The sequence below is a fragment of the Trichocoleus sp. ST-U2 genome, from assembly GCF_039961875.1.
Lineage (GTDB): Bacteria > Cyanobacteriota > Cyanobacteriia > Cyanobacteriales > FACHB-T130 > FACHB-T130.
Genome location: NZ_JAMPJY010000003.1, coordinates 43,871 through 69,330 on the forward strand (window position 1 = coordinate 43,871; position 25,460 = coordinate 69,330).

General features: G+C 46.8%; 16 protein-coding genes and 1 pseudogene. 9 read left to right on the plus strand and 8 right to left on the minus strand.

Annotation, left to right across the window (positions count from 1 at the left end):
* Window positions 1–72 precede the first annotated feature (72 nt).
* Entirely contained in the window at window positions 73–924 is an 852-nt protein-coding gene (locus NC996_RS02680; protein WP_190428812.1) for a M48 family metallopeptidase, read from the plus strand.
* Here NC996_RS02680 and NC996_RS02685 read toward each other — a convergent pair.
* Complete coding sequence (locus NC996_RS02685) at window positions 921–1,682, minus strand: metallophosphoesterase (protein WP_190428811.1); 762 nt, start codon at window positions 1,680–1,682, stop codon at window positions 921–923. The genes NC996_RS02680 and NC996_RS02685 overlap by 4 nt on opposite strands.
* A gap of 671 nt (window positions 1,683–2,353) precedes the next feature.
* On the opposite strand from NC996_RS02685, the gene miaE reads away from it, so the two are divergent.
* Window positions 2,354–2,953, plus strand: a complete 600-nt coding sequence (miaE, locus tag NC996_RS02690) for a tRNA isopentenyl-2-thiomethyl-A-37 hydroxylase MiaE (RefSeq protein ID WP_190681769.1) — start codon at window positions 2,354–2,356, stop codon at window positions 2,951–2,953.
* 13 nt (window positions 2,954–2,966) lie between these two features.
* The gene (locus NC996_RS02695) at window positions 2,967–3,452 is read left to right on the plus strand and encodes a GNAT family N-acetyltransferase (RefSeq protein WP_190667749.1); all 486 of its coding nucleotides are present in this window, start codon (window positions 2,967–2,969) and stop codon (window positions 3,450–3,452) included.
* Between the two features lie 202 nt (window positions 3,453–3,654).
* Here the strand turns inward: NC996_RS02695 and NC996_RS02700 are convergent, their stop codons facing one another.
* From NC996_RS02700 to NC996_RS02710, 3 genes are all read right to left on the minus strand, one after another.
* The gene (locus tag NC996_RS02700) at window positions 3,655–4,032 is read right to left on the minus strand and encodes a response regulator (protein ID WP_190667747.1); all 378 of its coding nucleotides are present in this window, start codon (window positions 4,030–4,032) and stop codon (window positions 3,655–3,657) included.
* 366 nt (window positions 4,033–4,398) lie between these two features.
* Window positions 4,399–8,166: a response regulator gene (locus NC996_RS02705; protein ID WP_242037412.1), complete on the minus strand. Its 3,768-nt coding sequence runs from the start codon at window positions 8,164–8,166 to the stop codon at window positions 4,399–4,401.
* A 45-nt stretch (window positions 8,167–8,211) separates the two neighbouring features.
* The gene (locus tag NC996_RS02710; RefSeq protein ID WP_199302814.1) at window positions 8,212–10,512 is read right to left on the minus strand and encodes a GAF domain-containing protein; all 2,301 of its coding nucleotides are present in this window, start codon (window positions 10,510–10,512) and stop codon (window positions 8,212–8,214) included.
* A gap of 975 nt (window positions 10,513–11,487) precedes the next feature.
* On the opposite strand from NC996_RS02710, the gene NC996_RS02715 reads away from it, so the two are divergent.
* On the plus strand, window positions 11,488–13,998 hold the full coding sequence (locus tag NC996_RS02715; RefSeq protein WP_190681488.1) for a diguanylate cyclase: 2,511 nt from the start codon (window positions 11,488–11,490) through the stop codon (window positions 13,996–13,998).
* On the opposite strand, the gene NC996_RS02720 is transcribed toward NC996_RS02715, so the two are convergent.
* The 3 genes from NC996_RS02720 to NC996_RS02730 all read right to left on the minus strand — a co-directional run bounded on the left by NC996_RS02720 (window position 13,995) and on the right by NC996_RS02730 (window position 16,614).
* Window positions 13,995–14,747: a DUF1995 family protein gene (locus NC996_RS02720; protein ID WP_190681490.1), complete on the minus strand. Its 753-nt coding sequence runs from the start codon at window positions 14,745–14,747 to the stop codon at window positions 13,995–13,997. The genes NC996_RS02715 and NC996_RS02720 overlap by 4 nt on opposite strands.
* A 229-nt stretch (window positions 14,748–14,976) precedes the next feature.
* The gene (locus NC996_RS02725; protein ID WP_190681492.1) at window positions 14,977–16,167 is read right to left on the minus strand and encodes a cysteine desulfurase family protein; all 1,191 of its coding nucleotides are present in this window, start codon (window positions 16,165–16,167) and stop codon (window positions 14,977–14,979) included.
* A gap of 66 nt (window positions 16,168–16,233) precedes the next feature.
* Window positions 16,234–16,614: a hypothetical protein gene (locus tag NC996_RS02730; protein ID WP_190413403.1), complete on the minus strand. Its 381-nt coding sequence runs from the start codon at window positions 16,612–16,614 to the stop codon at window positions 16,234–16,236.
* Between the two features lie 296 nt (window positions 16,615–16,910).
* Between NC996_RS02730 and NC996_RS02735 the strand changes: the two genes are divergently transcribed.
* Both NC996_RS02735 and NC996_RS02740 read left to right on the plus strand, forming a co-directional pair.
* Window positions 16,911–18,650, plus strand: coding sequence for a DUF655 domain-containing protein (locus tag NC996_RS02735; RefSeq protein WP_347277775.1), 1,740 nt, complete (start codon window positions 16,911–16,913; stop codon window positions 18,648–18,650).
* A gap of 105 nt (window positions 18,651–18,755) precedes the next feature.
* Entirely contained in the window at window positions 18,756–20,387 is a 1,632-nt protein-coding gene (locus NC996_RS02740) for a cyclic peptide export ABC transporter (RefSeq protein ID WP_190533079.1), read from the plus strand.
* A gap of 155 nt (window positions 20,388–20,542) precedes the next feature.
* Here NC996_RS02740 and NC996_RS02745 read toward each other — a convergent pair whose 3' ends face one another.
* Complete coding sequence (locus NC996_RS02745; protein ID WP_190533082.1) at window positions 20,543–22,012, minus strand: hypothetical protein; 1,470 nt, start codon at window positions 22,010–22,012, stop codon at window positions 20,543–20,545.
* Between the two features lie 393 nt (window positions 22,013–22,405).
* Here NC996_RS02745 and NC996_RS02750 point away from each other — a divergent pair.
* The 3 genes and pseudogenes from NC996_RS02750 to NC996_RS02760 all read left to right on the plus strand — a co-directional run.
* A pseudogene (locus NC996_RS02750) lies at window positions 22,406–23,422 on the plus strand (aromatic ring-hydroxylating dioxygenase subunit alpha); the annotation flags it as partial.
* 275 nt (window positions 23,423–23,697) lie between these two features.
* On the plus strand, window positions 23,698–24,546 hold the full coding sequence (locus tag NC996_RS02755; protein WP_190533089.1) for an SDR family oxidoreductase: 849 nt from the start codon (window positions 23,698–23,700) through the stop codon (window positions 24,544–24,546).
* Window positions 24,543–25,460, plus strand: a complete 918-nt coding sequence (locus NC996_RS02760) for a ferritin-like domain-containing protein (protein ID WP_190681497.1) — start codon at window positions 24,543–24,545, stop codon at window positions 25,458–25,460. The genes NC996_RS02755 and NC996_RS02760 overlap by 4 nt, the downstream gene beginning before the upstream one ends.

Consider the following 25,460-nt stretch of genomic DNA (forward strand, 5'->3'; position numbering starts at 1 on the left):
GTAGGGAGTGTTGAAATTGTCAAGACTGGTCGCCGATCGCAACTGTCGATTTGATTATTACTCGTATTCGCTATGAAGTTGAACCCCTTGTCATTTTTTTCCCGTCGTTCCTCCCGCCGCTGGTTCTATCCGTTCCTCTCATCTGTGGTGGCGCTGTTTATTTGTGTCGGTTTGCCTCAGTCTGGGCAAGCAATCTCGTTGTTTGACTTGATTTTGCGCGGCGTCCAGGTAATTCAGCTGTCGAGTATTTCTGATAAACAGGAAGTCCAAATTGGTCGGGCAATTAATAACCAGCTAGTCAGTCGGGAGATTCGGCTGTATCGCAATCCCCAAATTGTTCGCTACGTTGAAGAGATTGGTCAGCGGTTGGTGGCGAAGAGCGATCGCCCTGATATTCCTTATACGTTTCAAGTCGTTAACGATAAGGGTCTCAATGCCTTTGCGACAATGGGAGGCTTTGTCTACGTCAACACTGGCTTGCTCACAGCAGCAGATAATGAAGCTCAGCTAGCGAGTGTCATGAGTCACGAAATCGGTCATATTGCCGGTCGTCATGCAATTGAGCAGATGCGAAAAAGTGCGCTAGCTCGCGGCGTAGCGGCAGCAGCGGGGTTGGATCGTAACCTAGCCGTTCAAATTGGCGTGGATTTGGCTCTACGGCGTCCGAACAGTCGGCAAGATGAATTCGAGGCGGATCAAAAGGGACTGCAAACCATGATTAGGGCAGGCTATGCTCCCTCTGGAATGGTGGCTTTCATGGAAAAGCTGCTCAGGGCAAATTCGGTGCCTACTTTCTTAAGTACCCATCCGGCAACCTCGGATAGGATTAAGGCTTTGGAACGTGCCATTGACCCGGAAGATGCCAACGTCGGTGATGGGTTGGATAAGCAGGCTTATAAAGCGAAAATTCGCGCCCTGACTTAAGGTTTGAGCATTTGGCGGCGCATCCGACTTACCTGGGATGGATCGATTTGCGTCACTGCTTCTTTCAGGGGTAGTTTACGAACGCGACGCCGCGCCACATTGACTTGATAAACCAAGTTGTTCGTGAGATCCAAGCCTGTCAACCAGCCACTTTTCTGGTGATAGGCACCCGTATCGATGTCAAGCCAGCCGTTGCCTTGGGCAAGTTTCCCTGGTGCTACTCCAGGCAGGGTAAAAGTGATGGTGTGACCTGTAACGATCAGTTTATCTGGGAAGTACGGCTGGGGAATGCTGTGAAATTCTTCGCGAATCCAGCAAAATTCCTCAGCGGTTTGCTTCTCGAAGGGAATTTGCGGATGGACGCCTGCATGAACCAACCAGACATCGCCTAAGTCTAAATATGTGGGTAGCGATCGCATCCACTCGATATCCTCTGTTGGAATACCCGCTTCCCCATAACTGTTCACGGTTGCATGACCGCCACTGTAGAGCCATCCTTGCAGCGCTGGGCCGTAAATTTGTCCATCGCCCAACACGTCTAATAACATTTGCTCGTGGTTGCCCAACAAACAATGGTAGGAATTTTGCTTAACAAATTTAACAACCTGAGCGCTGTGAGGCCCTCGATCGATTAAATCCCCCAAAAAATAAACCGAGTCATTTGAGGAAGGAGCGATCGCTTCCAATAAGGTCATCAGGCCTTCGTAGTGGCCATGTACATCACCAATCACAATGCGACGGGGGGTCATTTTGCTCATCCTCAATCCGATTACTCACAACCTTAGATAGCGCCTCAAAGTAAGACACTGAATCACTGTCGATCAAAACTTATACACTCATGGACATCCCTAGTCATGTCGCCCAGGTTATAGCGCGGGTGGGGGAGTGACTTTCAAACGCGACCCAGTATCATCAAATTCCATGTCTTACCAATAAACCATTGGTAATATGTTTGTTGCGTCTGCTCCGTTACAGCTAGATGCAACTTATAGCCCGTTAAAACTGATAACCACGCTAAAACTGGGTTGATTAGTAAGTCAATCAAGTAGGAGAATGTCAAAAAAGGAATGTCCTTGTATTAAGAGTTTCACGGAGCGGATGCACAGCCTGAATAGGGAACACCAAAAAAGCACTGGGAAAACCAACTAGAAATGGGAAGTTAAAAGTCAAAGGTATATTTTTAAAGCTGACTTTTAAGTTCTAAATTCTCTTCTAAGTGGTGGGATGTATCAAATTGTAAGTATGGTAGACTACATTATTAATCATATCTCGCCTAGCTTGAGTAGAACCTTCTGGGATCGGGAATCTCTCTGAAGGCGGTCGAGTGTTGGGTGAAACAGAGCGAGACAATCAATAGAAAAATTCTCTCGCTATCGTTAAATGTCAGGATTTTTTCCCTTAAAGTTCCTTGCCTCCTGTGTCTTCTACTGTGTCTTCTGCTACGCTGCCAGTTATTATTGCCCTGAAACAAGCTAGTAGTATCGCTTGGGTAAATCAGGCGATCGCTAACGTGGATACTATTCTGCTCGATCATTCCCACTGCGAACGGAAAGCAGCGGGAGTTGCTTTGAATTTGATGTTTCGCTACCCTTCTTATACTCAGTTAGTGCGGCAGCTTACCAGGATCGCCTGCGAAGAACTGGAACACTTTGAGCTAGTTAACCAGTGGCTGGAACGTCGTGGCATCCCCCTAGCTGCCCTCTCTGCGCCTCCCTACGGTGCCGGGATGAAGGCGCAAATCCGCGCTAAGGAGCCGGATCGGTTATTGGATTCTTTGCTAGTTTCTGGGTTGATTGAGGCTCGAAGTCACGAACGGTTGGGATTACTCGCCACCCACTTACCCGATCCAGAGTTAGCCCAATTTTATGGCAGCTTGACGGCATCTGAGGCACGTCACTATGGTGTTTATTGGGTGCTTGCCGATACTTACTTTGAGCGTGCTGTTGTCAACCAACGGCTGGAGGAATTAGCCGTCGTTGAGAGTCAGTTGCTGGAAACGCTGCATCCAGAACCGAGAATTCACAGCTGAAGGCAAGAAGCAGATGAAAGCTCAATATCGGGATTTTGTGATTCGTGGCTGGGAAAAGCGCGATCGCACTTTTGCGGCTAATGTCATCCATTCGGTGTTAACCGAGTATGGCTTGCCTTGGCAACCAGAGGAGGCAGATAGGGATGTTCTAGAGGTAGAAAAATTTTATCAAGATCCTGGGGGTGAGTTTTGGGTAATTGAAAAACAAGGACAAGTGGTAGGGACTGGCGCGTATTATCCAGCCAAGCGCGGGGACAGAGCGGTAGAATTACGCAAAATGTATCTATTGCCAGCTGTGAGAGGACAAGGACTGGGTAAGTATTTGTTAGAACAACTCGAAAATGCGATCGCTTCTCGTGGTTTTCAGGAAATTTGGATTGAAACCGCTAGCGTTCTCAAAGAAGCAGTCAAATTGTATGAAAGTAGTGGGTATGAACCAGCAACAGGTGTAGAGACGGCAAGATGCGATCGCGTCTATGTAAAATTCTTCCCCTTTTAATTCTTTTTCGAGTAGAGCTATAAACTAAGGGTAGAGGTAAGAAGGCTTGATAGAAAGGGCGTTCTTCTTATACCATTTCATCTGAAGGTTGCCACAAATAAATTGTTGGAAGTGGCTGCTGACAAGACTTGGGTTATTCAAAATCTGAAATCCAAAATCTAAAATGGTATTATTCTTACCTTTTCCCCTCTACCCTTTTTCTTTATAAACCTAGAATTTCTCTAGATTTTTCAACAACTTCATCCGGGTCGAAAGGTTTGGTCATATACAAGTTGGCACCCACATCATTGCCCTTTTGCCTATCAAACTCCTGACCCTTTGCCGTCAACATGATAATGTAAATATTAGGTATTTTTAGCTCATTTTTTACAGCGTTACAAACCTCAAATCCATTCATTTTAGGCATCATTACATCCAGGAAGACGAGTTCGGGTTTTTCTACCTGAATCGTCTCCAGCGCTTCCTCGCCATTGGCTGCTGTCAGTAATTCCACACCTTCATCTTCAAGCTCTTCAAGGGTTTGCTCCATGAGGATTCGGATGTGAGGCTCATCATCCACAATCAGTATTCGTTTGGTCATAATCCCTCCACTATGACGTAGAAGTATGAAACTTTTCACATTTGTCCATTCATACTTCTACATTCAAAACTTACAAAATTACCCATTTGAGATAGAACTCAATACAGTTCGGATAAATAGCTCTAGCTGGGGTAGGCAGCAGGCGATCGCTATGCATGATACCATTTGGGTTGTGAAGCACTACATTAACCCTCTCCCCAACCCTCCGATAAATTAGGGAGTTAAAAAATATTATATGTTGCAAACAAAAAAGAAAATGGTATACTGCTCCACCACAGATGCTTTTAAATCTTGAGATAGAACTAATCGAGTAGGAGTAGTGGTAGAAGAGCTAGGTAGAAAAAGCTTTTTGTTACCTTTTTCGCTCTATTCAAGTTGGCTCTCGGCTAGTAACAGAAATAAGACATTTTCCAGCCCACATTCAAATCGCAATGTTTTGACAAGATTATGCTGCTGTGAAAACACGGAATCTACAATAATCATATCGGGTTTGACTGATAATGCCTTCTCGATACACTCAGGGCCATTAGATGCTTCAACAACGCTGTATCCCTTGGCTTGCAGCACCTCAGCTAGTATTCTCAGGGTTGATTCATTTTCATCAACAACCAAAACTTTTTTCTTCGACGTTCCTTGAGACAGTAGCAATCCGATATCCTTGAGGAGTCCTTCTGTGTTAACAGGCTTGGTAAAGTATCGGTCGATGCCCAGCCGATAGCCCCTCTGTTTATCTTCAATAATTGACAGGATGATAATGGGAATGCCCATCGTCTGGGGGTCATTTTTTAGCACCGCTGCCACATCAAACCCATTAATTTGCGGCATCATCACATCTAGAATAATTAGGTCGGGTTGGGCAGTTTTAACCTGGGCAATCGCATTCATTCCATCGATAGCTTCTTTGACTTCATATCCTTCGGCTTCCAGTTCCTGCCTGAGAAGTTGACGAATGTGGGCATCATCATCAACGACCAAAATGGTTTTATGATGCTCAGAGGACGAGGGTTCCATTTGGACGAGACTCTGTTTCAATTGTCTAACGAGGATATCGATATTCATCTTCTCTACATCAGCATTGGTGCTATTACTGATGGGTAGACTGAAAGAGAAGGTACTACCCCTACCCAGCTCACTTTCTAGCCAGATTTTGCCGCCATGATGTTCTACAATTTGCTTGCAGATTGGTAGCCCCAAACCAGTTCCTTTGGGTTTGTCTGTGAGGGTGTCACCGACTTGCTTGAATTTCTCAAACACTTTATCTTGGTCAGGGGCGGCGATGCCAATGCCGCTATCGATGACGCTGACGATAATTTGATTAGATTGCTGTCTGACGCGACAGGTTACATAGCCAACGTCTGTGAACTTGATGGCATTGGAAATAAGATTGATGGCAACTTGGATCAAGCGATCGCGATCGCCCACAACTTCAGGAAGTCCCGCTTCAATATCTTTTTGCAGATGAAGCCCTGCAACTTCAACTAGAGATGAGGTGGCTGCGATTGCCCGTTCGATAATCTCTTCTATAGAAGTGGGATGCATCTGCCATTCAACTTTACCCGCCTCCATCTTGGCGATATCTAAGACATCGTTAATTATGGATGTTAGCCGCTCACCTTCAGACACAATGATATGAATATTTTCTCCCACCTGCTTGACAGTCTTTTGAGTTTTCCGATCCTCTGTTTGGAGTAAGGGAAAAATCCCAGTTTCCAATTTTTTCTTGATGATTTTGGCAAATCCGAGTATAGAGGTTAGGGGCGTCCGCAGCTCATGGGAAACCGTAGAGATAAAATCTGTCTTCATCCGATCGATTTCTTTTTCGGCAGTGATATCCCGAATTAAGATGACCGAACCGATACAATTATTGACTGCATCCTGGGAAGCATCTTTGCAAATTGCTGTTGCCACTGCTTGACCGAATCGATCATCTGCCAGTTCTATCTCTGCTATAAAGACTTCTGTGGGATGTTCTCTGGTTTGTTGTACAAGTTCTGCCACCTTCGTGTTAGATAGTTCGTGGCAATCTTTACCCGTCAGATCGATGTTTCCCAGCCCAAACATAGCGAGCATTGCTGGATTAATGCGAGTGATTTGTCCATTTGTATCCGTCACCAACAAGCCTGCTGCTAAGTTGTCAATGATAGCAGTGAGATAGGCATTAGCTTTTTGCAATGCTGCTTCCGCCTGTTTGCGTTCGGTGATGTCGCGCAGAATCGCAATATATTGTTGGAAATTCTGATTTTTCTTCTGGGAGATTGTCGCTTCAATGATGCGTAGAGACGCGAAATTTTGCGTCTCTAGAGGGGTTTGAGTGAGTATTTGTTCGCTCCGGTTGGGCCACTGCTCAGGCTCATTCGCCAATCCCGACAGGAACTCATTCAGGCGATGCCCAACTAGCTCATGGGTATTCATCTGGCACAGTTGGGAGGCGGCTGGGTTAGCCTGACGAATCGCACCCTTTTCATCCAGCACCAGAATGGTATCCGGGACGGTATCAAGGGCAGTGATAAAGAGGTTTTCCACTTGTTCCCGTGCTTCAGCGATCGCCGTGACCTGGGGTAAGCTAGTCCAGCAGGCGATCGCGATCGCGACAAACCCGACGATCATCAGCAAAATGACCAAGAGATTGTTGCTGGAACTGCTTGAACCTCTCTCTAACAAGGCTCGGATCGCCCAGCCTATTGTGGTAGCGCCACAGACCAACACCAGCAGGATGATTACTTGAAATGCCACAAAATCTTTGCTCTGACGGTGCTGCGCCCGATCTCGCTGAATCCACCAGGCTGGGTGAAAGGGTGGAAACGCAATACGACCGATAGCCGCATCCGCTGCCAAAACGGCGATGGGAAACAGCAGCCCAATCAGCACGTCTTGCCAACTCCAACCTAAACCTCCCACTACCAAAACAACCGCTTCTACCAGGAAAAAGCCTCCAGACCACCACGACCATCGCACTTCTGGTCTGTCTCGGCGCAGCCATAATGCCAGGTGGACTACCATGATTGATGCCAACCAGCTAGTACCCGTTACTACCACGATGCGGGAGATATCTCCCCAAATCAGACAGATGAGGCTGATTACAAGGCTAAATACAAGACCCGGTTGCAGGACACCTGCCCTTGAGACAATGGCGAAGACGGGTGAAAGCAGTCCGTCTAGGGCGAGTTGGTACAAAATACGGGGAGAGTTGGAAACGCAAGTGGCGCAGGTGAGAAGACAGCTGGAGGCGATTAGGAGTGTGACGATTGAAGAAGCTGACTGACCCCAGAAAGGCTGGGCAGCCGTTAATAGGGTCAAGAACGTGTCTTCGCCAAGCCCTTGTTGTACGGGCACCAAACGCATGACTATCCAGGAACCGCCCACTAGGACAACTGGAATTAGCCAAGCAGAGAAGATCAGAAATCGTAAAGTTTCATGAGGGCGTCGGCTATCAGCGACAAAAGAGGAAGCGCTTTCACAGCCGTAGGCAAGGTAGGCGGCAAAGAAGTACCACTTGGCCCAGTCTGCAAAAGTTAGCGTTGACCAACTGGTGGGGAAAAAACCAGGGCTAGCTGGAGAGACGGCTAACCACCCGATCCCTTGAGTGCAGAACACAAGTAGAAATCCGGCTGCCGGGAGAATGAAAAATAAGTGCAGAATCCCCAAGGCGCGGGTGCCGCTAAACGCCAGAATATAACCCAGTAGCGTGAATCCAATTTTGAGAATTATTTCGGGGCAAGTAATGCCCAAAGGTTCCAGGTTGGCTTCGATCAGATTTGTGAAGATGATCGCGTTGACTGGCAGATATCCTGCCCAAGCGATGAAGTATGCGATCGCTCCGTAACGACCCAGACCGGGATAGTTTCTCAGTAGCCGGGTTGTATAGTTCGGCGTTCCGCCTGACATCTCCGGCCAATGTTCCCCTAAACGCTTCACCTGTAGGTTCAGCAGCACCCCCACGATCGTTGCGGGCAACCACACGAAAAGGGCAGACGACCCAAGAGCAGCGTGCATCAGAGGTGCCGTGCCAATCCATCCCAGATGAGTCGTCAGACCGAAACCCCAGGTTTCCAAGACACTCAGGGTTCGGGGGAGGCGCATGAGCGATCGCTGATTCGCCATCGCATGATTGTTCTGCTCAGACATCACACTCATACTCATCTCCCTCGCGACTAAAAGCGTTTCGCCGGATAACTTGCCTTAATGATTTGATGTCGCCATGCCTCTAGGCAGCTGGCTTAAATGCTGTGGTGCTAGCGGGATCTCAATCCAAAACTCGGTTCCCTGACCTGGTTGGGAAAAACACTTCAGAACTCCACCATGTTTTTTCACTACAATCTGATAGCTAATTGATAGCCCTAGCCCTGTCCCCTTTCCTACTGCTTTCGTCGTAAAGAAGGGATCGAACAATTGTTTTCTCACTGCTTCGGTCATTCCAGAACCGTTATCGGCAATGCGAATTACAACTTTATTGCCATCTCCCATTTCCGTGCGAATCTGAATTGTAGGTAATGAGCTATTGCTACTTTCTTCCCGATTACCCATGACCCATAACCCACGATCGCTGCCTTCTTCTAAGGCATCAATTGCATTGACAAGAATGTTCATGAACACCTGGTTCATCTGACCTGCATAACACTCCACAAGAGGGAGTTTGCCGTACTCTTTAATCATCTGAATGCCTGGATTTCCACCACTCGGTTTCAGGCGATTTTGTAAAAGCAGCAAGGTGCTATCGATCCCCTCATGAATATCCACTGGCTTCATTTGTGCCTGATCCACGCGGGAAAAGTTTCGCAGTGATAATACAATCTGGCGAATGCGATCGACTCCCACCTGCATTGAAGACAGCAGTTTCGGCAAATCTTCGACCAGGAAATCGAGGTCAATTTCTTCTTGTTGAGCTTGAATTTTCGGCGCTGGATCGGGATATTCCTGCTGGTAGAGTTCTAAAAGGTAGAGTAAGTCTTGAGTATATTGATTGATGTGGCTGATATTGCCGTAGATGAAGTTGACAGGGTTGTTGATTTCGTGGGCAATACCAGCGACCATCTGACCCAGACTGGACATTTTTTCGCTCTGAATCAGCTGAGATTGAGCTTGTTGTAACTCGTGCAGGGTTCGCTGTAGCTGTTGCGCTTGCGCTTTGGCAACAAAGGCAGCAGTGCAACTTTGTTCGTAAAGTTCTGCTTGGTCGAGAGCGATCGCTAATTGATTCGCCACCGCCTGCAATAGTTCAACTTCATACTCACTCCAAGGTCGAATTTCTTGAGTGTTACCACAATTAACAACACCAATCGCACCAGAGTGAGTTTGAATGGGCAATGCCAATATAGAGGTGAACCCCTGAGAAACGAAAAAGTCCTGCATGACTGGATCGCTTAAAGTTTCCACCTCATCGGCGCGAATGATTTCCAGCTCCAAAAGCTTTTGCGTAAAAGAACCTGTTTCCGTAGCAGAGTAGTACCCAATTAAGCTAGGTAGGTCAGCACTTCTAGATTCATGAACAACTTCCCAACTTGCTTGATTTTCTTCTCGAAATAGTATTTCTTTCGGACAGCTTGACTTAATACAAACGATGTTCGGTCGATACCAAATGAACGAACAGCGATCAATTTGTAGGAGGTTGCGAATTTCACTTACCGCTGTTTCCAAAACAGTATTGAGATCGAGGGAATGACGAATTTGGCTACCCAAACGTAAAAGCAAATTTTCCCGACGGCTTTCCTTGAGCTGGTTTTCATGAACAAGGGCATTGTTGATGGCTGATGCTGCTTGGAATGCCACCAGGTTCAAGAGTTTCAGATCCTTTGCTGTATAGCTTTTCGGGGAAGAACTGCTAATCTCAATTGCACCAATCCCCCTATCTTTCGTCTTCAAAGGAACACAAATTAAGGAGCTGATTGGAGTTTGTCTTTCAACAAACCTAGGATCAGATAATACATCGTTGACTATCTCTCCTTTTCCGGTTAAAACAACACTGCCAACGATGCCCTCGCCTACCCGTAAGGTTGCTTTTGGGTGGCATCCCTCACCAAATTCCGAGATAGTCTCAAGCTTTTGCGTTCTTGCATTGAGTAAGAGAACTGCACCGCTGGTTCCCTCAATGAGTCTCCTGACTTCATCAATTACAAGTTTGGCAACTTCTTTGAGATCCAGGCTAGCCGTTATTTTTGTAGAAATATCGTGGAGAAGGGTTATTTCTCTATATTTATCTAGTAATTCATGAGCTAGTGTTTTTTTCTCTAGCTCTTTATTCGCTAAACAGGAAAGCAGTGAAGCTACAACAGATGCCTTCCGCTCCCCCGTTACCCATCCAATCGCTTCACCCGACAGCTCTACCGGATATTTATTGAAGCCATTTTTACTATCATTTCCTAAAATTATTTCGCCTGATGCATCCTGAATTGCGATCGGTGTTTCTATTATTTCTAAAATTTCCTGTAGAAGAGATAGTCCTTCTTTTTTAGATGCAATTTTTTTGAGACTAATTTTAACCATCAGCTTTTGCACTCTCAAAAGAGTAAAATTAAACTATCAATCCCGCTTTTCATTATGTCTTTTAGTTTATGAACCTTCAATTTATTAAATAAAAGGTTTATAAATTGTAATTTTTTTTAACATTCGATAATTGATAAGAAGTAAATATTTTTACACTGAGAATACTGAAATCCAGCACTCGCTTACATCTGGAACAGAGATATTTATAGACAAGCTAGTTTGCATCTAAGGGGATGTCTGAGAAGTGCCAAAAATTGACTTTGTCCCCTAGTCCCTCTTTTCAAGGAGGATAAGTTTCTCAAAGTCCCCCAATTTATCAGGGACGGCAAGGGGTATCTCTACTGTTTAAGAGTCTCGATTATGACTTTTCAGACATCCTCTAATACAGAATATACAAACAAAGCGGAGGGGCTATAGGGGGTAGGGGGATTTTTTCCGTCTCCCAATCTTGCAATCTCCCAATCTCCAATTAGATTATGGCGCTTTCATCATGGCGGAACAGGTTCAACCATTTCAGATGAACAGAAAATCTGGATAGCATTTCTAATGCCGATTTGTCACCCTAAACTTAGGATACTCATCAAGCCCGTGAAAATTCAAAAACGCGATTTTTTAACTTAACATTCTTGTTAGCAGAAGCGCCACGATTGACGCATCTTCCGTTTTAGCGAACGGTAGAATCATCATCACATCGGCGATTGCTTCTTCAAGAACGCCGTTACAAGGAAGCCAGGAGCGCTAGGACAAAAATCTGCATCCAAGGGCTAACCCAAGCGATCGCATCCATCAAGCCGCCTCAACTTCAAATTTCAGCCGCCGCTCAGCGAAAGATTAATAACATTTTATGTTTTCTTTAACGATCCTTAGGGCGGATGTGTAAACCTATGGTATGGCATCATTTGCTCAGGGGATCGCTTGGCTACTGTTCTTGTGGAGAGGGGTATTTTTGCGCCAATGGTATTAGGAGTGTAGGAAATGAACCCTCATCAATTAGTACCCTGGGATGACAGTTCTCAGGCAACAACTCCTCGCGGACAGTTAGAGCATTTTGAAGAGCTAGTTGCAGCATTAACAGATCAACCGATCCAGACGAAGGAACAACTCCAAAAAGAGATTCTCTCACGACAAAGGTTTGAAACAGCGTTAAGCGAAAGTGAGAGACGATTCCGCGCTATTTTTAATCAAACATCCCAATTTATCGCGCTACTGCAATCAGACGGGATTGTTATAGAAGCTAATCAGACGGCGCTAAACTTTGGTGGAATCACTGCAAGTGATGTAATAGGTTGTTTTTTTTGGGAAGCGCCGTGGTGGAGCATTTCGCCAGAGATCCAGGAACGTTTAAAATGCGCGATCGCTCAAGCAGCAGCCGGAGAAATCGTGAGTTACGAAGTTGAGGTGCGAGGTGTTGGAAATACTGTCGCCACCTTTGACTTTTCGTTGAAGATTTTGAAGGTAGAAACAGAGTTTGTTGAGGCACAGCATACGCTACCTTTATTGATTGCCGAAGCTCAGAATATTACCGAGTGCAAGCACTCAGAAAATCAGCTCACCCTGTGTAATCTAGAACGGCTAACGCTATACAAAATTTCAGAAATCGCGCAGGGGACTCAATCTCTTCACGCCGCATTTCAAGAGATTGTTGAACAAATTAGTATTGATACTGGTTTTCCGATTATCACCATCGAACTTTATGACGAAGCAAGGCAAATGATGGTGTTTGCAGGGCTAAAAGGAGTTCCCTTGCTTGCGGATACAACTGTTCTGGAGGTGCCGGTAGAGCAGACACTTTCGGGGAGTGTGGTTCGCACGGGTCAACCTGTCGTGAAGACGGATCTTTCGCAGTCAGCCAAGAATAGTAACTTTAATAAAATATTCTCGCAGTCAGAGATTAAAACTTTCATTTGTATGCCGATGATCGTCAACCAACGGTCGATCGGAGTTTTAAGTTTAGCCCATCGGGAAATCGTTCAATGCAATGATTCATTCCTGAAATGGATTGGAAGTTTGGCTAATTCTATTGCTTCCCTAACCGAGCGCAAGCAGGCAGAGCAAGCACTACGGAAAAACGAAGCGAGGTATCGTCGAATTGTCGAAACCACCGTTGAAGGGATCTGGGTTCTCGATCCAGAGGGGAATACAGCTTTTGTGAATAACCAGATGGCACAAATGCTAGGACTAACAGCAGCTCAAATGCTAGGCAAGCCTTTGTTTGCTTTTATGGATGACGAAGGTCGCGCGATCGCAAAAGCTTTCATGGAGCGTCGCCGCCAAGGAATTAAAGAACAACATGATTTTAAATTCTGCCGTCAGGATGGCTCCGATCTATGGGCAATTGTTTCTACCAATCCCATCTTCGATCAAGTGGGAAAATATGCGGGAGTCCTGGGAATGGTAACGGATATCACCCAGCGCAAAGCCACTGAAGAGGCATTGTTGCAGCAGGCAAAGCGGGAGTCGTTGATTCGGGTAATTACTCACCAAATCCGTCAATCTCTGAAGCTGGAGGAGATTCTCAACACGACAGTCAGGGAAGTGCGACAATTTCTTCAGGCTGACCGAGTACTCATTTTCCGCTTTCATCCAGACTGGAGTGGCGTTGTTGCAGTTGAGTCGGTCGATTCTAGGTGGACGCCAATTTTAGGATCGACGATGACAGACCGTTGCTTTGCACAAACTTATGTGGAGCCTTACAAAAACGGTCGGATTCTAGCGATTGAAGATATTTATACGGCAAAGATAAGTCCGTGTCACATTGATTTACTGGCTCAGTTTCAGGTGAGAGCAAACTTGGTGGTTCCCATCCTCCAAGGCGAGGATTTGTGGGGATTATTGATTGCTCATCATTGTTCGCAACCGCGACAGTGGCAGCAGCTAGAGATTAATTTACTCCAAGAATTAGCAACACAGGCGGGAATCGCGATTAAACAAGCCCAACTTTATCAACAGTTGGAGGAAGCGAATCAGGAGTTGCAGCGCCTTGCCGTTTTAGATGGCTTGACTCAGGTAGCGAATCGCCGTTGCTTTGACCAGTATCTGAATAGTGAGTGGCAGCGGCTGGTGCGAGAGCAAGCACCCTTATCCTTAATTTTGGGCGATATCGATTTTTTTAAACTCTACAACGATACTTACGGTCATCAAGCGGGAGATGAATGTTTAAAGGCAGTGGCGAGTGCGATTCGGCGTGCAGTGAAGCGTTCGACGGATTTAGTGGCTCGTTACGGCGGAGAAGAATTTGCGATAATTTTGCCGTATACCGTAGTTGAGGGAGCAATCCGAGTTGCTGAGCAAATCCGCGCTGAAGTGAAGGCGTTAGCGATCGCGCACGTTAATTCTCAAGCTAGTCAGCAGATATCGCTCAGTTTGGGCATTGCTAGTGTAGTTCCGACTTTAGAATCCTCACCAGCAATGCTGATTTCCGCAGCAGATACCGCCCTCTATCAGGCAAAAGCCGCAGGGCGCGATCGCTATTACGCACACAATTAACGGCTCAGGGTACGAATGAACCGTTGTAAATTGGTGAACAATCCAGGTTTTTTCGGCGCTGGGGATTCGCTGCTGCGGTTGCTGGGATTGGCAGCGTCCTTAGCCTGAGTTGTTCCTGCCAGGATGTTGTCAAGTTCTTCGCCCACTGGTTTTGTAGAAACTTCGGCAATCAGCTGATAGTTGTCGTTTGTTTCCTGCCAAACTTGCCAGGGGGAGGGGTAGCAGCGAAGCACGGCAGCACCGTCGAGGGGTCTGAGATAGTAGCTAGATTCCAGGGTAGTCAGGAAGCGATCGCGCAATTGTCGTCCCGCGTAGCCAATGCCAATAATAGCGGCGTCTTCTAGATTAGGGTTGAGGAGAACCACCGGGCGATCGCCTGCTGCTTCGCACAGTTTTTCGACTTGCAAAACTTCTACTGCGGAAGGTTCAACGAACAAGAAAACACGATCTTCTGGGTGAATTTTCTCATCTACGGACGCTCGGCTACTGCCAATATCTGTAATTTTAAAGGGTACTTGTCCCCAGTCGCGGCGGGCAAGGGCAGCTGCCCCAGCGTCGGGAAAGAAAACTTTCAACTCCGATGCCATCTCCTCAAAGGCTTCGATAAATTGCAAGGCGACGGGCATCGGTTTGAGTTCTGGGAAGACTAACTCGACCTTGATGCGGGTGTAACCATTGGCGATCGCAGCTTGGGTTGCTTCACGGGATTGCGCGATCGCTTCTTCTAGTGATTTGGGAAGTTCTGCCATCTCGAAAATTGTTGAATTTAAGTGGATTCAGCCAAAATGTCAAATTGATTAAAAACCTCTCCCTAACCCTCTCCTAAGAGGAAAGGGGACAAGAGAAAGAATGTTTTAATTATGTCGGGATTGCTGCTTGCCTCCGTTAGGAACGCGCAGTACGGGAAGAAGGTTAGGGATTCGGTTTAATGTTGTCGTTAATGATTCCCACCTACTGATTACTGTGAGTCGTTAGCATTCAAAATTCTAAACTCAAAACTCGCTCCGGCTGAAAGCTATTCTTGGAAACAGGCATCAATCGCTCTAAAACTTGCTTCAGCACCATTGCCGCCCAGTCTACATCCGCTTCCTCGGTGTCCCGTCCCAGGGTGAAGCGAATGCCTCCTAAGGCAACTGCATCGCTATACCCCATTGCCAGCAAGATGGGGCTGGGGCTGAGTTTGCCACTGTGACAGGCAGAACCGGCACTGATGGCAATTCCAGCCAGGTTCATCTGCCGCACCAAGGTTTTTCCGGTAACTTTTTCACTCTCTCCGATGACGCTGAAACTGACGTGGTGGGGTAGCCGATGCTGCCTGTCGCCAGTAGGGATGAGGTGGGGAACATCCGCTAAATGGGAAAATAAGCGATCGCGCAATTTTATCAATCTCGGTGTCTCTGTTCCCAATTCTTGCGCCGCCAACTCAGCCGCCACGCCAAAACCAGCAATGACAGGAACAGCCTGAGTTCCGGAACGCAGTTTTATTTCTTGCCCTCCCCCGCACAATAAGGGCGCTAACTCTACACCAGGGCGGACATAAACCGCACCCGCGCCCTGAATGCCATAGATTTTGTGGCTGGAAAGAGATAGCATATCCACCGGCAGCCGCTGCACGTCAATCGGTAAGCGTCCAGCGACTTGGACGGCATCGGTGTGAAACAACACCCCGTGAGAGTGGGCAATCTTGCCCAATTCCTCTATCGGTTGTAGCGTGCCGACTTCGCTTTGCCCGTAAATAATCGAAACTAAGACTGTATTCGGTTGCAGCGCCTTTTCTAAATCGGTGGGATTCACCCGTCCTTTAATATCTACCGGCAACCGCGTCACCTGCCAACCCCACAACTCTAATAAACGCGCCGGTTCTGACACGGCTGAATGCTCGACGCTGGAGATAATGATATGCTGGGGCGTCCTGTAGCTGCGGGCAACCCCCATAATCGCCAGATTGTCTGCCTCGGTGCCGCCAGAAGTGAAGATAATCGACTCAGCCGGTGCGTTAATGAGTCCAGCGACCTGAATTCTTGCCAGTTCCAGAACCGTTGCTGCCCGTTGCCCCCACTCGTGCAAGCTGGAAGGATTGCCCCACTGCTGGGTGAGGACAGTTTGCATGGTTGCGATCGCTTCTGGGCGAGTGGGCGTAGTAGCACTATAATCCAGATAAATTTGCATGGTTGATTAAGCGACAGGCTGTCTCTTCTTTCAGCATATAGCGCCTCTCGCTAGAGCGTCTCTCACCTAACTACCCGGTTTACAGACGTTATATTCTTCGTGAGACATGACTTCTTCTGGCACCAGCTTAGTCCCGCAGTCGCGGCAAATCATCCGGTAGTCGCGGCTCAAAGGGATACTAATAATCAAGCGGTTGTGGCGCATCCGCTTGCCCCTAAATTCGATATAGTTCCGGCTACCCTCCAATCTAGCGATGATGGCACGCGCCTTCACTACCAAATGAGCGGGAAGATGTCTTAAATTAATCGGATCGAGTGAAAAAGATTCTTCCCACTCCTGTTTTTCCTGTTTTCTTTGAATCCAGGTGGCGCGTTCTTGAACGCAGCGATGGCAGGTTTGACCATGACCTTTGTGACCGCACGAAAACGTTTTTTTTCTGGTTGGCATAAAAAATAGTGGTGTGGCTTGGTGCCTCCCACCCCCACAAAGCTTTTATCCTGTGGAAACTCTCCGCCGTGGGCGGTTGGACAAGATCGAATATTTTGTCCGCTTGCAGTTTATGTTAATGCAAGAGGGGCAAGTCTTTGAGAATCGTTTTCGCTTGCTGACGAAAAATCGGTGATGACACCACGAATCCGTCAGGTTATCGTGTGGGTGATGAAAGAAATTTATGCTTCGATGACGTAAAAAAGGGATGGCGAGTTCGCCTATCCTCTCTTATCTATCAGCGAATCCAACTTCCCGTGCATCTTCTTTTTTCCCCGCCGACAATCCGTCTGGGCTTCACGTTACTGCTGGCGCTAACTCTCGGCGCGTGTCAGCGAGTGCAGTCGCAGAATTCCCGTCTCACGCCTCTGCCGCAAGATCCTTTTGTTCAGGTATATTTCAACCACGCCCAAACGGCAGAATATACTGAGCCGTATCGCCAGCAACGACGACAGGGAGATGATTTAGAGCAACAGATTGTCGATGCGATCGCGTCTGCGAAATCCAGCGTTGATGTGGCGGTGCAGGAGTTGCGCTTACCAAAGATTGCACAGGCGCTAGTGGATCGCAAGAAAGCTGGGGTAAAAGTTCGGGTAATTTTAGAAAATACCTACAGTCGTCCTCTCAGTGCGATCGCTCCAGCAGAGTTGGCGAAACTGCCAAAAAGGGAGAGCGATCGCTATCAAGAATTTCTCAAATTAGTAGACCGCAACGGCGATAATCAGCTCAGTCCAGCGGAAATTAACCAAGGAGATGCCTTGGTAATGTTACGTAACGCCGGTATCCCGACAATCGACGATACGGCTGACGGTTCTAAAGGCAGCAGCCTGATGCATCACAAATTTGTTATCGTCGATAACGCAAAACTTATCGTGACTTCCGCTAACTTCACAACATCGGATATTCACGGTGATTTTGCCAAGCCTACCAGTTTGGGCAATGCCAATAACTTGCTGAAAATCGATAGTCCTGAGTTGGCAACCCTTTTCACCCAAGAGTTTAACGTGATGTGGGGCGATGGGCCAGGAGGCAACCCTGATAGTAAATTTGGCATCAAAAAGCCCTATCGACCCCCACAGCAAGTCAAGTTGGTCAATACCACCGTCACCGTCCAGTTTTCTCCAACTTCGACCACTCAACCCTGGAATCAAACCAGTAACGGCTTAATTGGCAAAACCTTAAGTACCGCCGCCCAAAGTGTTGATATGGCGTTGTTTGTCTTCTCCGATCAGCATTTAGTGAATATTCTAGAAACCGACCATCAAAATGGGGTGCAGGTAAGGGCTTTAATCGATCCCGATTTTGTCTATCGCTCCTACAGTGAAGCTTTGGACATGATGGGGCAAGCCCTAAGCAATCAATGCAAGTATGAAGCTGATAATCGCCCCTGGCAAGAACCGATTACCACAGTTGGCGTGCCTGTGCTGCCAAAGGGCGATTTATTGCATCACAAATTTGGGGTAGTGGATAAAAAAAACGTCATCACTGGCTCCCACAACTGGTCAGAAGCCGCCAATAGCGGCAATGATGAGACGGTGTTAGTCATTGAAAGTCCGACTGTTGCTGCCCATTATGAGCGCGAATTTGACCGCCTTTATAAGAATGCTGTGTTAGGTGTTCCTGATGGGATTGGGCAGAAAATACAGGCACAACAGAAACAATGTTCCCAGCAAACAACAGCTTCTCAACCCTCCCAAACCACTCCAACTGCCAATCCAAAAGCCAAACTTCCGATCCAAAAGGCGCAACCACCGAAAAGTCTCTCTAATTCTCCTCAATCCTCGATTCCTAGCCCTAAGTCCGGTCCCTATCTGGTCAACCTCAATACTGCAACTCAAGAAGAAATCGAGGCATTGCCCGGAGTCGGGCCAAAATTAGCGCAACGCATTATTGAGGCGCGTCAGCAGAAACCCTTTACCTCGTTACAAGACCTTGACAAAGTGCCAGGAGTTGGCCCCAGCTTACTCGAAAAATTAAGCGATCGCGTGACTTGGTAGCAACTACTCCTTCTTTCCGGATCGGGACAATTTGCCGACGCTAACGACAATTGGACTAGCATCTGACAGGATAGTGCTGGTCTTAATGTACTGGGGTGTTATGCCATGAAGCTGATCCGCCTTCTCCTCAAAAATTCTTGGGTAACAGTCATTTTGGCTGCATTGACAGGTCTTCTCAGTGGTGGGAGTAGTGCGGGTCTAATAGCCCTGATTAACCTCACCTTAAGAGATATTCAACTACCAACAACGACCCTGGCTTGGAGCTTTGTTAGTTTGTGCTTTCTTCTGTTTGTGACGATGACTGCGTCCCAAGTCCTGATTGCCCGATTAGCAGAGGAGGTCATCTTCAATCTGCGAATGCTCTTAAATCAACGCATTCTGGCTTGTCCCTTGCGTCACTTAGAAGAAATTGGTTCCTCCCGGCTTCTCGCGACCCTCACAGAAGATATTGAGGTAATTTCTAGTGCCTCTATTTCCGTTTCCGGACTATTTGTAAATCTCGCCATTTTAGTGGGGTGCCTGCTCTATTTGAGCTGGCTATCTGTACCTCTTTTCTTTTTCATCCTAGGTTTCATGGCGTTAGGAATCTTGAGTCATACTCTACTGGTGACGAAGGGTAGGGATTCTTTCAAGCTTTCCCGCGAAGTGCGAGATAGGTTATACGAGCATTTTCGGACTACCACGGAGGGGACGAAGGAACTCAAGCTGCACCACTCTAGACGCCAAGCGTTTCTCTCTCAAGACCTCCAGGCTGCCGCTGCATCTTCGCGCCATTACCGAGTTGCGGCAATGAGTATTTTCGCTTTTGCTGGAAGTTGGGGGCTACTGTTGTTCTTCGTTCCCATTGGGTTGCTGATTTTTGGTTTACCTTTACTAAGAAATATTCCGGTTTCTGTTCTATCCGGCTACGCTTTAACAATCGTATTTATGATTACTCCGTTGCGGGGGATTTTAAACACTCTTCCCGATTTAAGTAGAGCGAATGTTGCTTTAGATAAGATTGAATCGCTTGGCTTATCGTTGGTAGCCCAGAGAACTGAAGAGCATCTGACGACGACCCTAGATTCACAATTTGAGTGGAGTTCTTTAAAATTAGTGGGGGTGACTCATGCTTACCGTGGGGAACGGGAAGAACATCGCTTCATTCTAGGGCCACTCGACGTAACTTTTCATCGTGGAGAATTAGTGTTTATTGTCGGTGGTAATGGGAGTGGCAAATCTACTCTTGTGAAGCTGCTAGTTGGACTTTATATTCCAGAATCGGGAGAAATTCAGTTTGACGGTAAAGCGATTACAGATAAAAATCGCGAGTGGTATCGCCAACAGTTTTCAGTTGTTTTCTCTGACTTCTATCTCTTCAACCGTCTTCTAGGATTAGACACTCCATCACTAACTGACCAAAACCAAAAGTATTTAGAAAAGCTGGAATTAGATCGTAAAGTGCAGGTAAAAGACGGTATTCTTTCCACTACTGCTTTATCCCAAGGACAGCGCAAGCGTCTTGCTTTATTAACGGCGTATTTGGAAGATCGTCCTATTTATATATTTGACGAATGGGCGTCAGACCAAGACCCTGTATTCAAAGAAGTTTTTTACACTCAACTGTTGCCAGAGTTAAAAAGTAGAGGCAAGACGGTTTTAGTTGTTAGTCACGATGACCGGTACTTTGAAGTTGCCGATAGGATTGTGAAGTTAGATTATGGGAAGGTGCAATATGATAAAAACTTACATCGTTAATGATATGTTTTCTTGAATTCTTACTTATAATTCGGAACCCCACCCCAACCCTCCCCGTGAACGGGGAGGGGGAAATATGCTTCTTTCTCGTTTATGAGAGAATTGAAAGAATTTTCGTAAGTAAAGATGAGGGTAAATTTTTTTATCCTTTATAATTACTGATTAACAATTCCTCTTTGTTTGATAGTGTTCTCTGTGTTCTGAGATAAATCAGGCCAAGGTAAAAAATTCAGCCGGAGAATACGTTTATTCGGAACGTTGTCCCAAGCGCTAAAAACGCGCTTCCAATCATCAAGAAATTCGGGTTGAACTTGCCCTAATGTTTTTACTAAAGAGTGATAGACGCGATCGCTTACTGCTTCATCGGATGTGACGCCTTGCCGAACTTCCAAATCGAACTCTAGATACTGTTGATCTTCTTCGTAAACAATTCGGGCGCGGTATAGTCCGGTGAGAATATCGTTGAGTTCTTCGCATTTTACCGCTGCATCCAACATATATTCGGTCAGATTAGTCCCTAAAAGAATTAAACAACTATCTGAGCGACCCGTGACTGCTAAAATATTTGGAAGCCAAGGGCTAGATTTTGCAATAATCTTAACTAAAGCTTCATCCTTAGAATCTAGCTTGTCCGAAGTAAGAATTGCTTTTCTTAATTTGCTCCAACTATATAACGCAACACGGTCGTAGAGAATGTAGCGCACTAGCGGAATTCCTTGCCAACGAGTCACGCAAAAGTGACCATCAACAAGTTCCACAAAAGTGTCAGAAGCAATGAAATGAAAGAAGTGAGGAATGGGAGATTCTAGACCTAGCGAATTAGCAAGTTTCTGGTTACGATACAGTAGTTTTCGCAAAGCGATCGAAGCGAGAGATTCAGTTCCCAGTCCCCCAGTATCGGCGCTGGCGTACATGGAAAACATAAATGGAATATCTTCTGCTATCCCCGCCCGATTTTGCAAAGAAGTGCGGATACTTTCTGGAAAAGGTTCACCAATTACGATGTATCTTAATTTTTCTAATGGAAGCGATCGCTTTTGCTCACTTGCCTTTAGATGAAGATGCGCGATCGCAGATGGTACAATCAATAGAATAATCTGATCTACCAATTGGTTCATCTTGCAGATCATTTCAATAATATCATCTTGCTGGATACCTGGGCAGAATACCCAGAAAGGATAAGGCGTATTCGCTGCCATATTATTTAACGCCCAGGAAAACGATACTCCTCCGAGAGAACTTCCTAAGCTAAGTCCAACAATTGCCAGCGTTTTTTTCTTGTGTACAGCAAAGGTTCGTTCCAGAAATATCCGGGTTTTAAGACCGACAAAACGGCTATTTGATTTTAGAATAGGCCAATAAAATGAGTTTCCGGATGATCCGGAAGAACGAGCGATCGCATAAATTTTATCAGCATCATCTGCCAGCAATTCCTCGAATGGGTAAGCTAAAGCATAGGATTTTTTGTCTGACAAAGGTAGCTGGTTAAATGGAACTCGTGCTTTAATTCCTTGAGTTTCTAAAAACTGTTTGTAAGCGGGTACGCCTCGTTGGGCACGTTGATACACTCTTTCGGCTAATCTTTTCGACCCTAAAGAGTTTTTTATAAATGATTGAAATTTCATAGGGTAGTGCTAAAGAAGTTGGAAAATTTTCTTTTTTTACGAACCGCGAAGGCGCGAAGGGCGCGAAGGAAAGAGAGGGAAGAGAAGAAGACTCTATAAATAAGTCTTAAATTTCTAACCCTAAACGCAGGCTACTATAAGACGAACTAAAGGTTGAACAATTTTTAGATGTTACTTAATGAAATATTGAATGACTTAAATTAGATTGAAACAAAAATTTACTAAACTAAGTCATAAATTCCAGAGCTTTGCAAATTCTTAGTGTAATAAAGAAATAGGAACCCCAAACTGATTTTAGGGGTGGATGGAGGGGGGGAACTTCCCTATGTCAAGCTTTCTAGATCGGCACATTCACGCAGGCGTGAAGTTTTGAACGTTACTACTATATAAATTATGGTGAATCTTAATTTGCAAGCGTCTAATTCTCTTCGCAAAACCAGGACTTTTAACAATCCCGATTGTTTCATTGAGGGATGGTACTGGGCAATTCCCTCTCGAAATCTCAAAGTGGGTGAGGTAAAGCCTGTAACCCTTTTGGGGAGGGAACTGGCGATATATCGGGGGGAGGACGGGAAAGCGATCGCTCTCGATGCATATTGCCCGCACGTGGGCGCACACCTTGCCGAAGGAAAAGTCGAAGGCAACGGGATTCGCTGTTTTTTCCACAATTGGAAGTATGACCAAGTGGGAAAGTGTATCGATATTCCGTGTTTGGAAAAGCCGCTTCCAGCGAAGGTGCAAAGTTGGCCTACGGCGGAAAAGTACGGAATGGTATGGGTTTGGACGGGGGAAACGCCAGGACAGCCTTTACCGTGCCCTCCGGAACTCAAAGACGAAGAATGCGATGCAGCGATCGCGTCTCGCTTCGTGAAGAACTGTCACCCCAATGTGGTGATGATCAACGCTATCGACGCCCAACACTTCAATACCGTTCACAACCTGCCACTGAAAATTGTGTTTGAGAAGCAGGAAGACGAAAACGCGATCGCCTTCAGTAACACCACGCGGGGAGGGGACGAATCTCTGTTTGTAAAACTAATCCGCCCCTTATATAAAAATGAAGTTACTTATAGTATGTGCTACTGGTACGGCAGCACTGGCACGGTGACACTTGGGCCAGACTTTCTCCACTTCTATATCATGTTTGCCCTTCGCCTCACCGAAGCCGGAAAAACTGAAGGACAGACTTTATTAATTACTAAGAAACGTCCGGGTGTACTCGGCTGGATGTTTAACCGGATCGTGCTTTGGCTGACGAAGATGGTGGGCAATTACTTTGCCAAAGGAGACACCCAAGTTTTCCAAACGATTAAGTTTGACTTTCAGACTCCGACGAAAGAGGATAAGTCGATTATCCAGTTCATCCAGCACGTCGAGAAACAGAGAGCGATCGCTTGGGGAACTTGGGAGGCGGCTTTGCCGGAGGAGGAGCAGCGGCAATATGATTTGGATAAGGCAGTCCTAACCCCCCAACCCCATTCCCTGCAAGGAAAGGAGGTGCAGGACTCCCCAATTCTCGCAGCAGAAGATCAGGGAAGCCGAGAGGTAAAGGAGAATTCTTCCTCAGTCCTCAGTCCTCCCTCCTCAGTCCTCAGTCCTCCCTCCTCAGTCCTCAGTCCTCCCTCCTCAGCACTCAGCCCTCAGTCCTCAGCACTCAGTCCTGTCTCCCTAACCACGGAGGCGAGATGAGTTCTGTATTGATTACAGGCTGTTCGTCCGGCTTTGGTCGGGCTATGGTTGATGAGTTTCTTCGGCGGGGTTGGCACGTCATTGGTACGATGCGGAACGCACCGCAGCGACGGGAAATCCTCACGGAATCCCTAGAGAAATATAGCGATCGCTTGACGATTCTCAGCCTGGAAATCACCGAACCCAGTCAACGAGATGCCGTAGTTGAGGCAGTTCGCCAAACTGGTCAGTTGGATTGTTTGGTAAATAATGCAGGTTATAGGTTCTACGGCGCTTTGGAGGATCTGAGCGAGGAGCAAATCCGCCGTCAATTTGAGGTAAATTTTTTTGGTGCGGTGTTCCTGACTCGCGCTTTGCTTCCGTTGATTCGCGAAGCGAAAGGAACCCTGATTTTTATCTCCTCCACTTTCGGCTTTACCGGCTTTCCCTTAACCTCGGCTCATTGCGCCAGCAAGTATGCTCTGGAAGGCTTAGCAGAGAGTCTTTATTACGAGCTTGAGTCCCACGGGGTTCGTGTCGCCTTGGTAGAACCTGGAGCCAGCAAGACGACGAATAATGGCAAGAATATGAGTTGGGGGGAAGGAAACGCTGAAACTTATCGAATCCAGACGGAAAACTACCGGAGGCTGAATCAGCGAGTTATCTCAACGGCTCAGGATAATACGCATCTGGTCGCCAAACGGGTTGCTGATATTGCCGAAGGAAGCGATCGCCAACTCCGCCGTCGAGTCGGCTGGGATGCCCATTTTACCCATATTTATCAACAAATCTTGCCAGATAGGTTGCGCCTACCGTTATCAAAAATGATTTATCGACGGCTATTTATGGGGAGACAAAGCCGATGAATCAATACCAAAAAACAGCAGGCTTCGATTTGCCCCATATCCCATCTGACGACAAGCTGCATCGCGTACTCTCCTCAGCCTTGAAGAGTCGGCTGGGTGAAGAGCCGATTTCCCCAGAACTTATGAGCAATTCCTACTGGGACGCCGCTCACTTTAGTCTTGAGAAAGTCCAGATTTTCCAAGATTCTAGCCAACAAGAGCAAGCAGAAATCCTGCGGCGATGCAGTAGCGGACTCATAGAAGAAGCCTATTTCATCGAAAAAGCCGGAGTCGGTTACATGGCAAAAATGGTGCTGCTGGCAGAAACCACCGAGGAGCGAATGCTCTACGCACTCTTCAGCTCCGACGAAGTGACTCACCTTGCCCAGATTAGTCATTTTTTGCCTGAAAAACACCTCCTGGGGACAGACGACCCCTTCTTGCGCTTCCTGGCAGATTTGGTGGAAACCCAGGATAAAACAGTCCTGCTATTTGTGCTTCAGGTAGTGCTAGAGGGGTGGGGTTTGAGCCATTACAGAAGTCTCGCCAAAGACTGTGTAAATCCTCAGCTAGCTGGGATATTCGAGGGATTTTTGCAAGACGAGAGCCGTCACCACGGCACCGGAGTCACTCTGTTCAACCAGATGTCTGTCTCCCAAACAAGCCGAGCCACCATCATCGAAACCCTAGCCCTATTTTTGCAGATGGTTCGGGTAGGGCCTCAAAGCGTCGTCACTGCCATTGAGCAAGTGAAGGGTCATTTGTCCCGCCAACAAAAGCTGAATATCTTCCAGGAACTCGACACAGAGACTCATAGCGGAATCCGTCTCAATCTCCTGCGTTCCCTGATGCGGGGAGAAGAGGCGGGAATTATCGTTCAAGAACTAGAGGATCGGGGGGCGTTCCAGCCTTTCCCCGCAGAAAAATGCGTATGA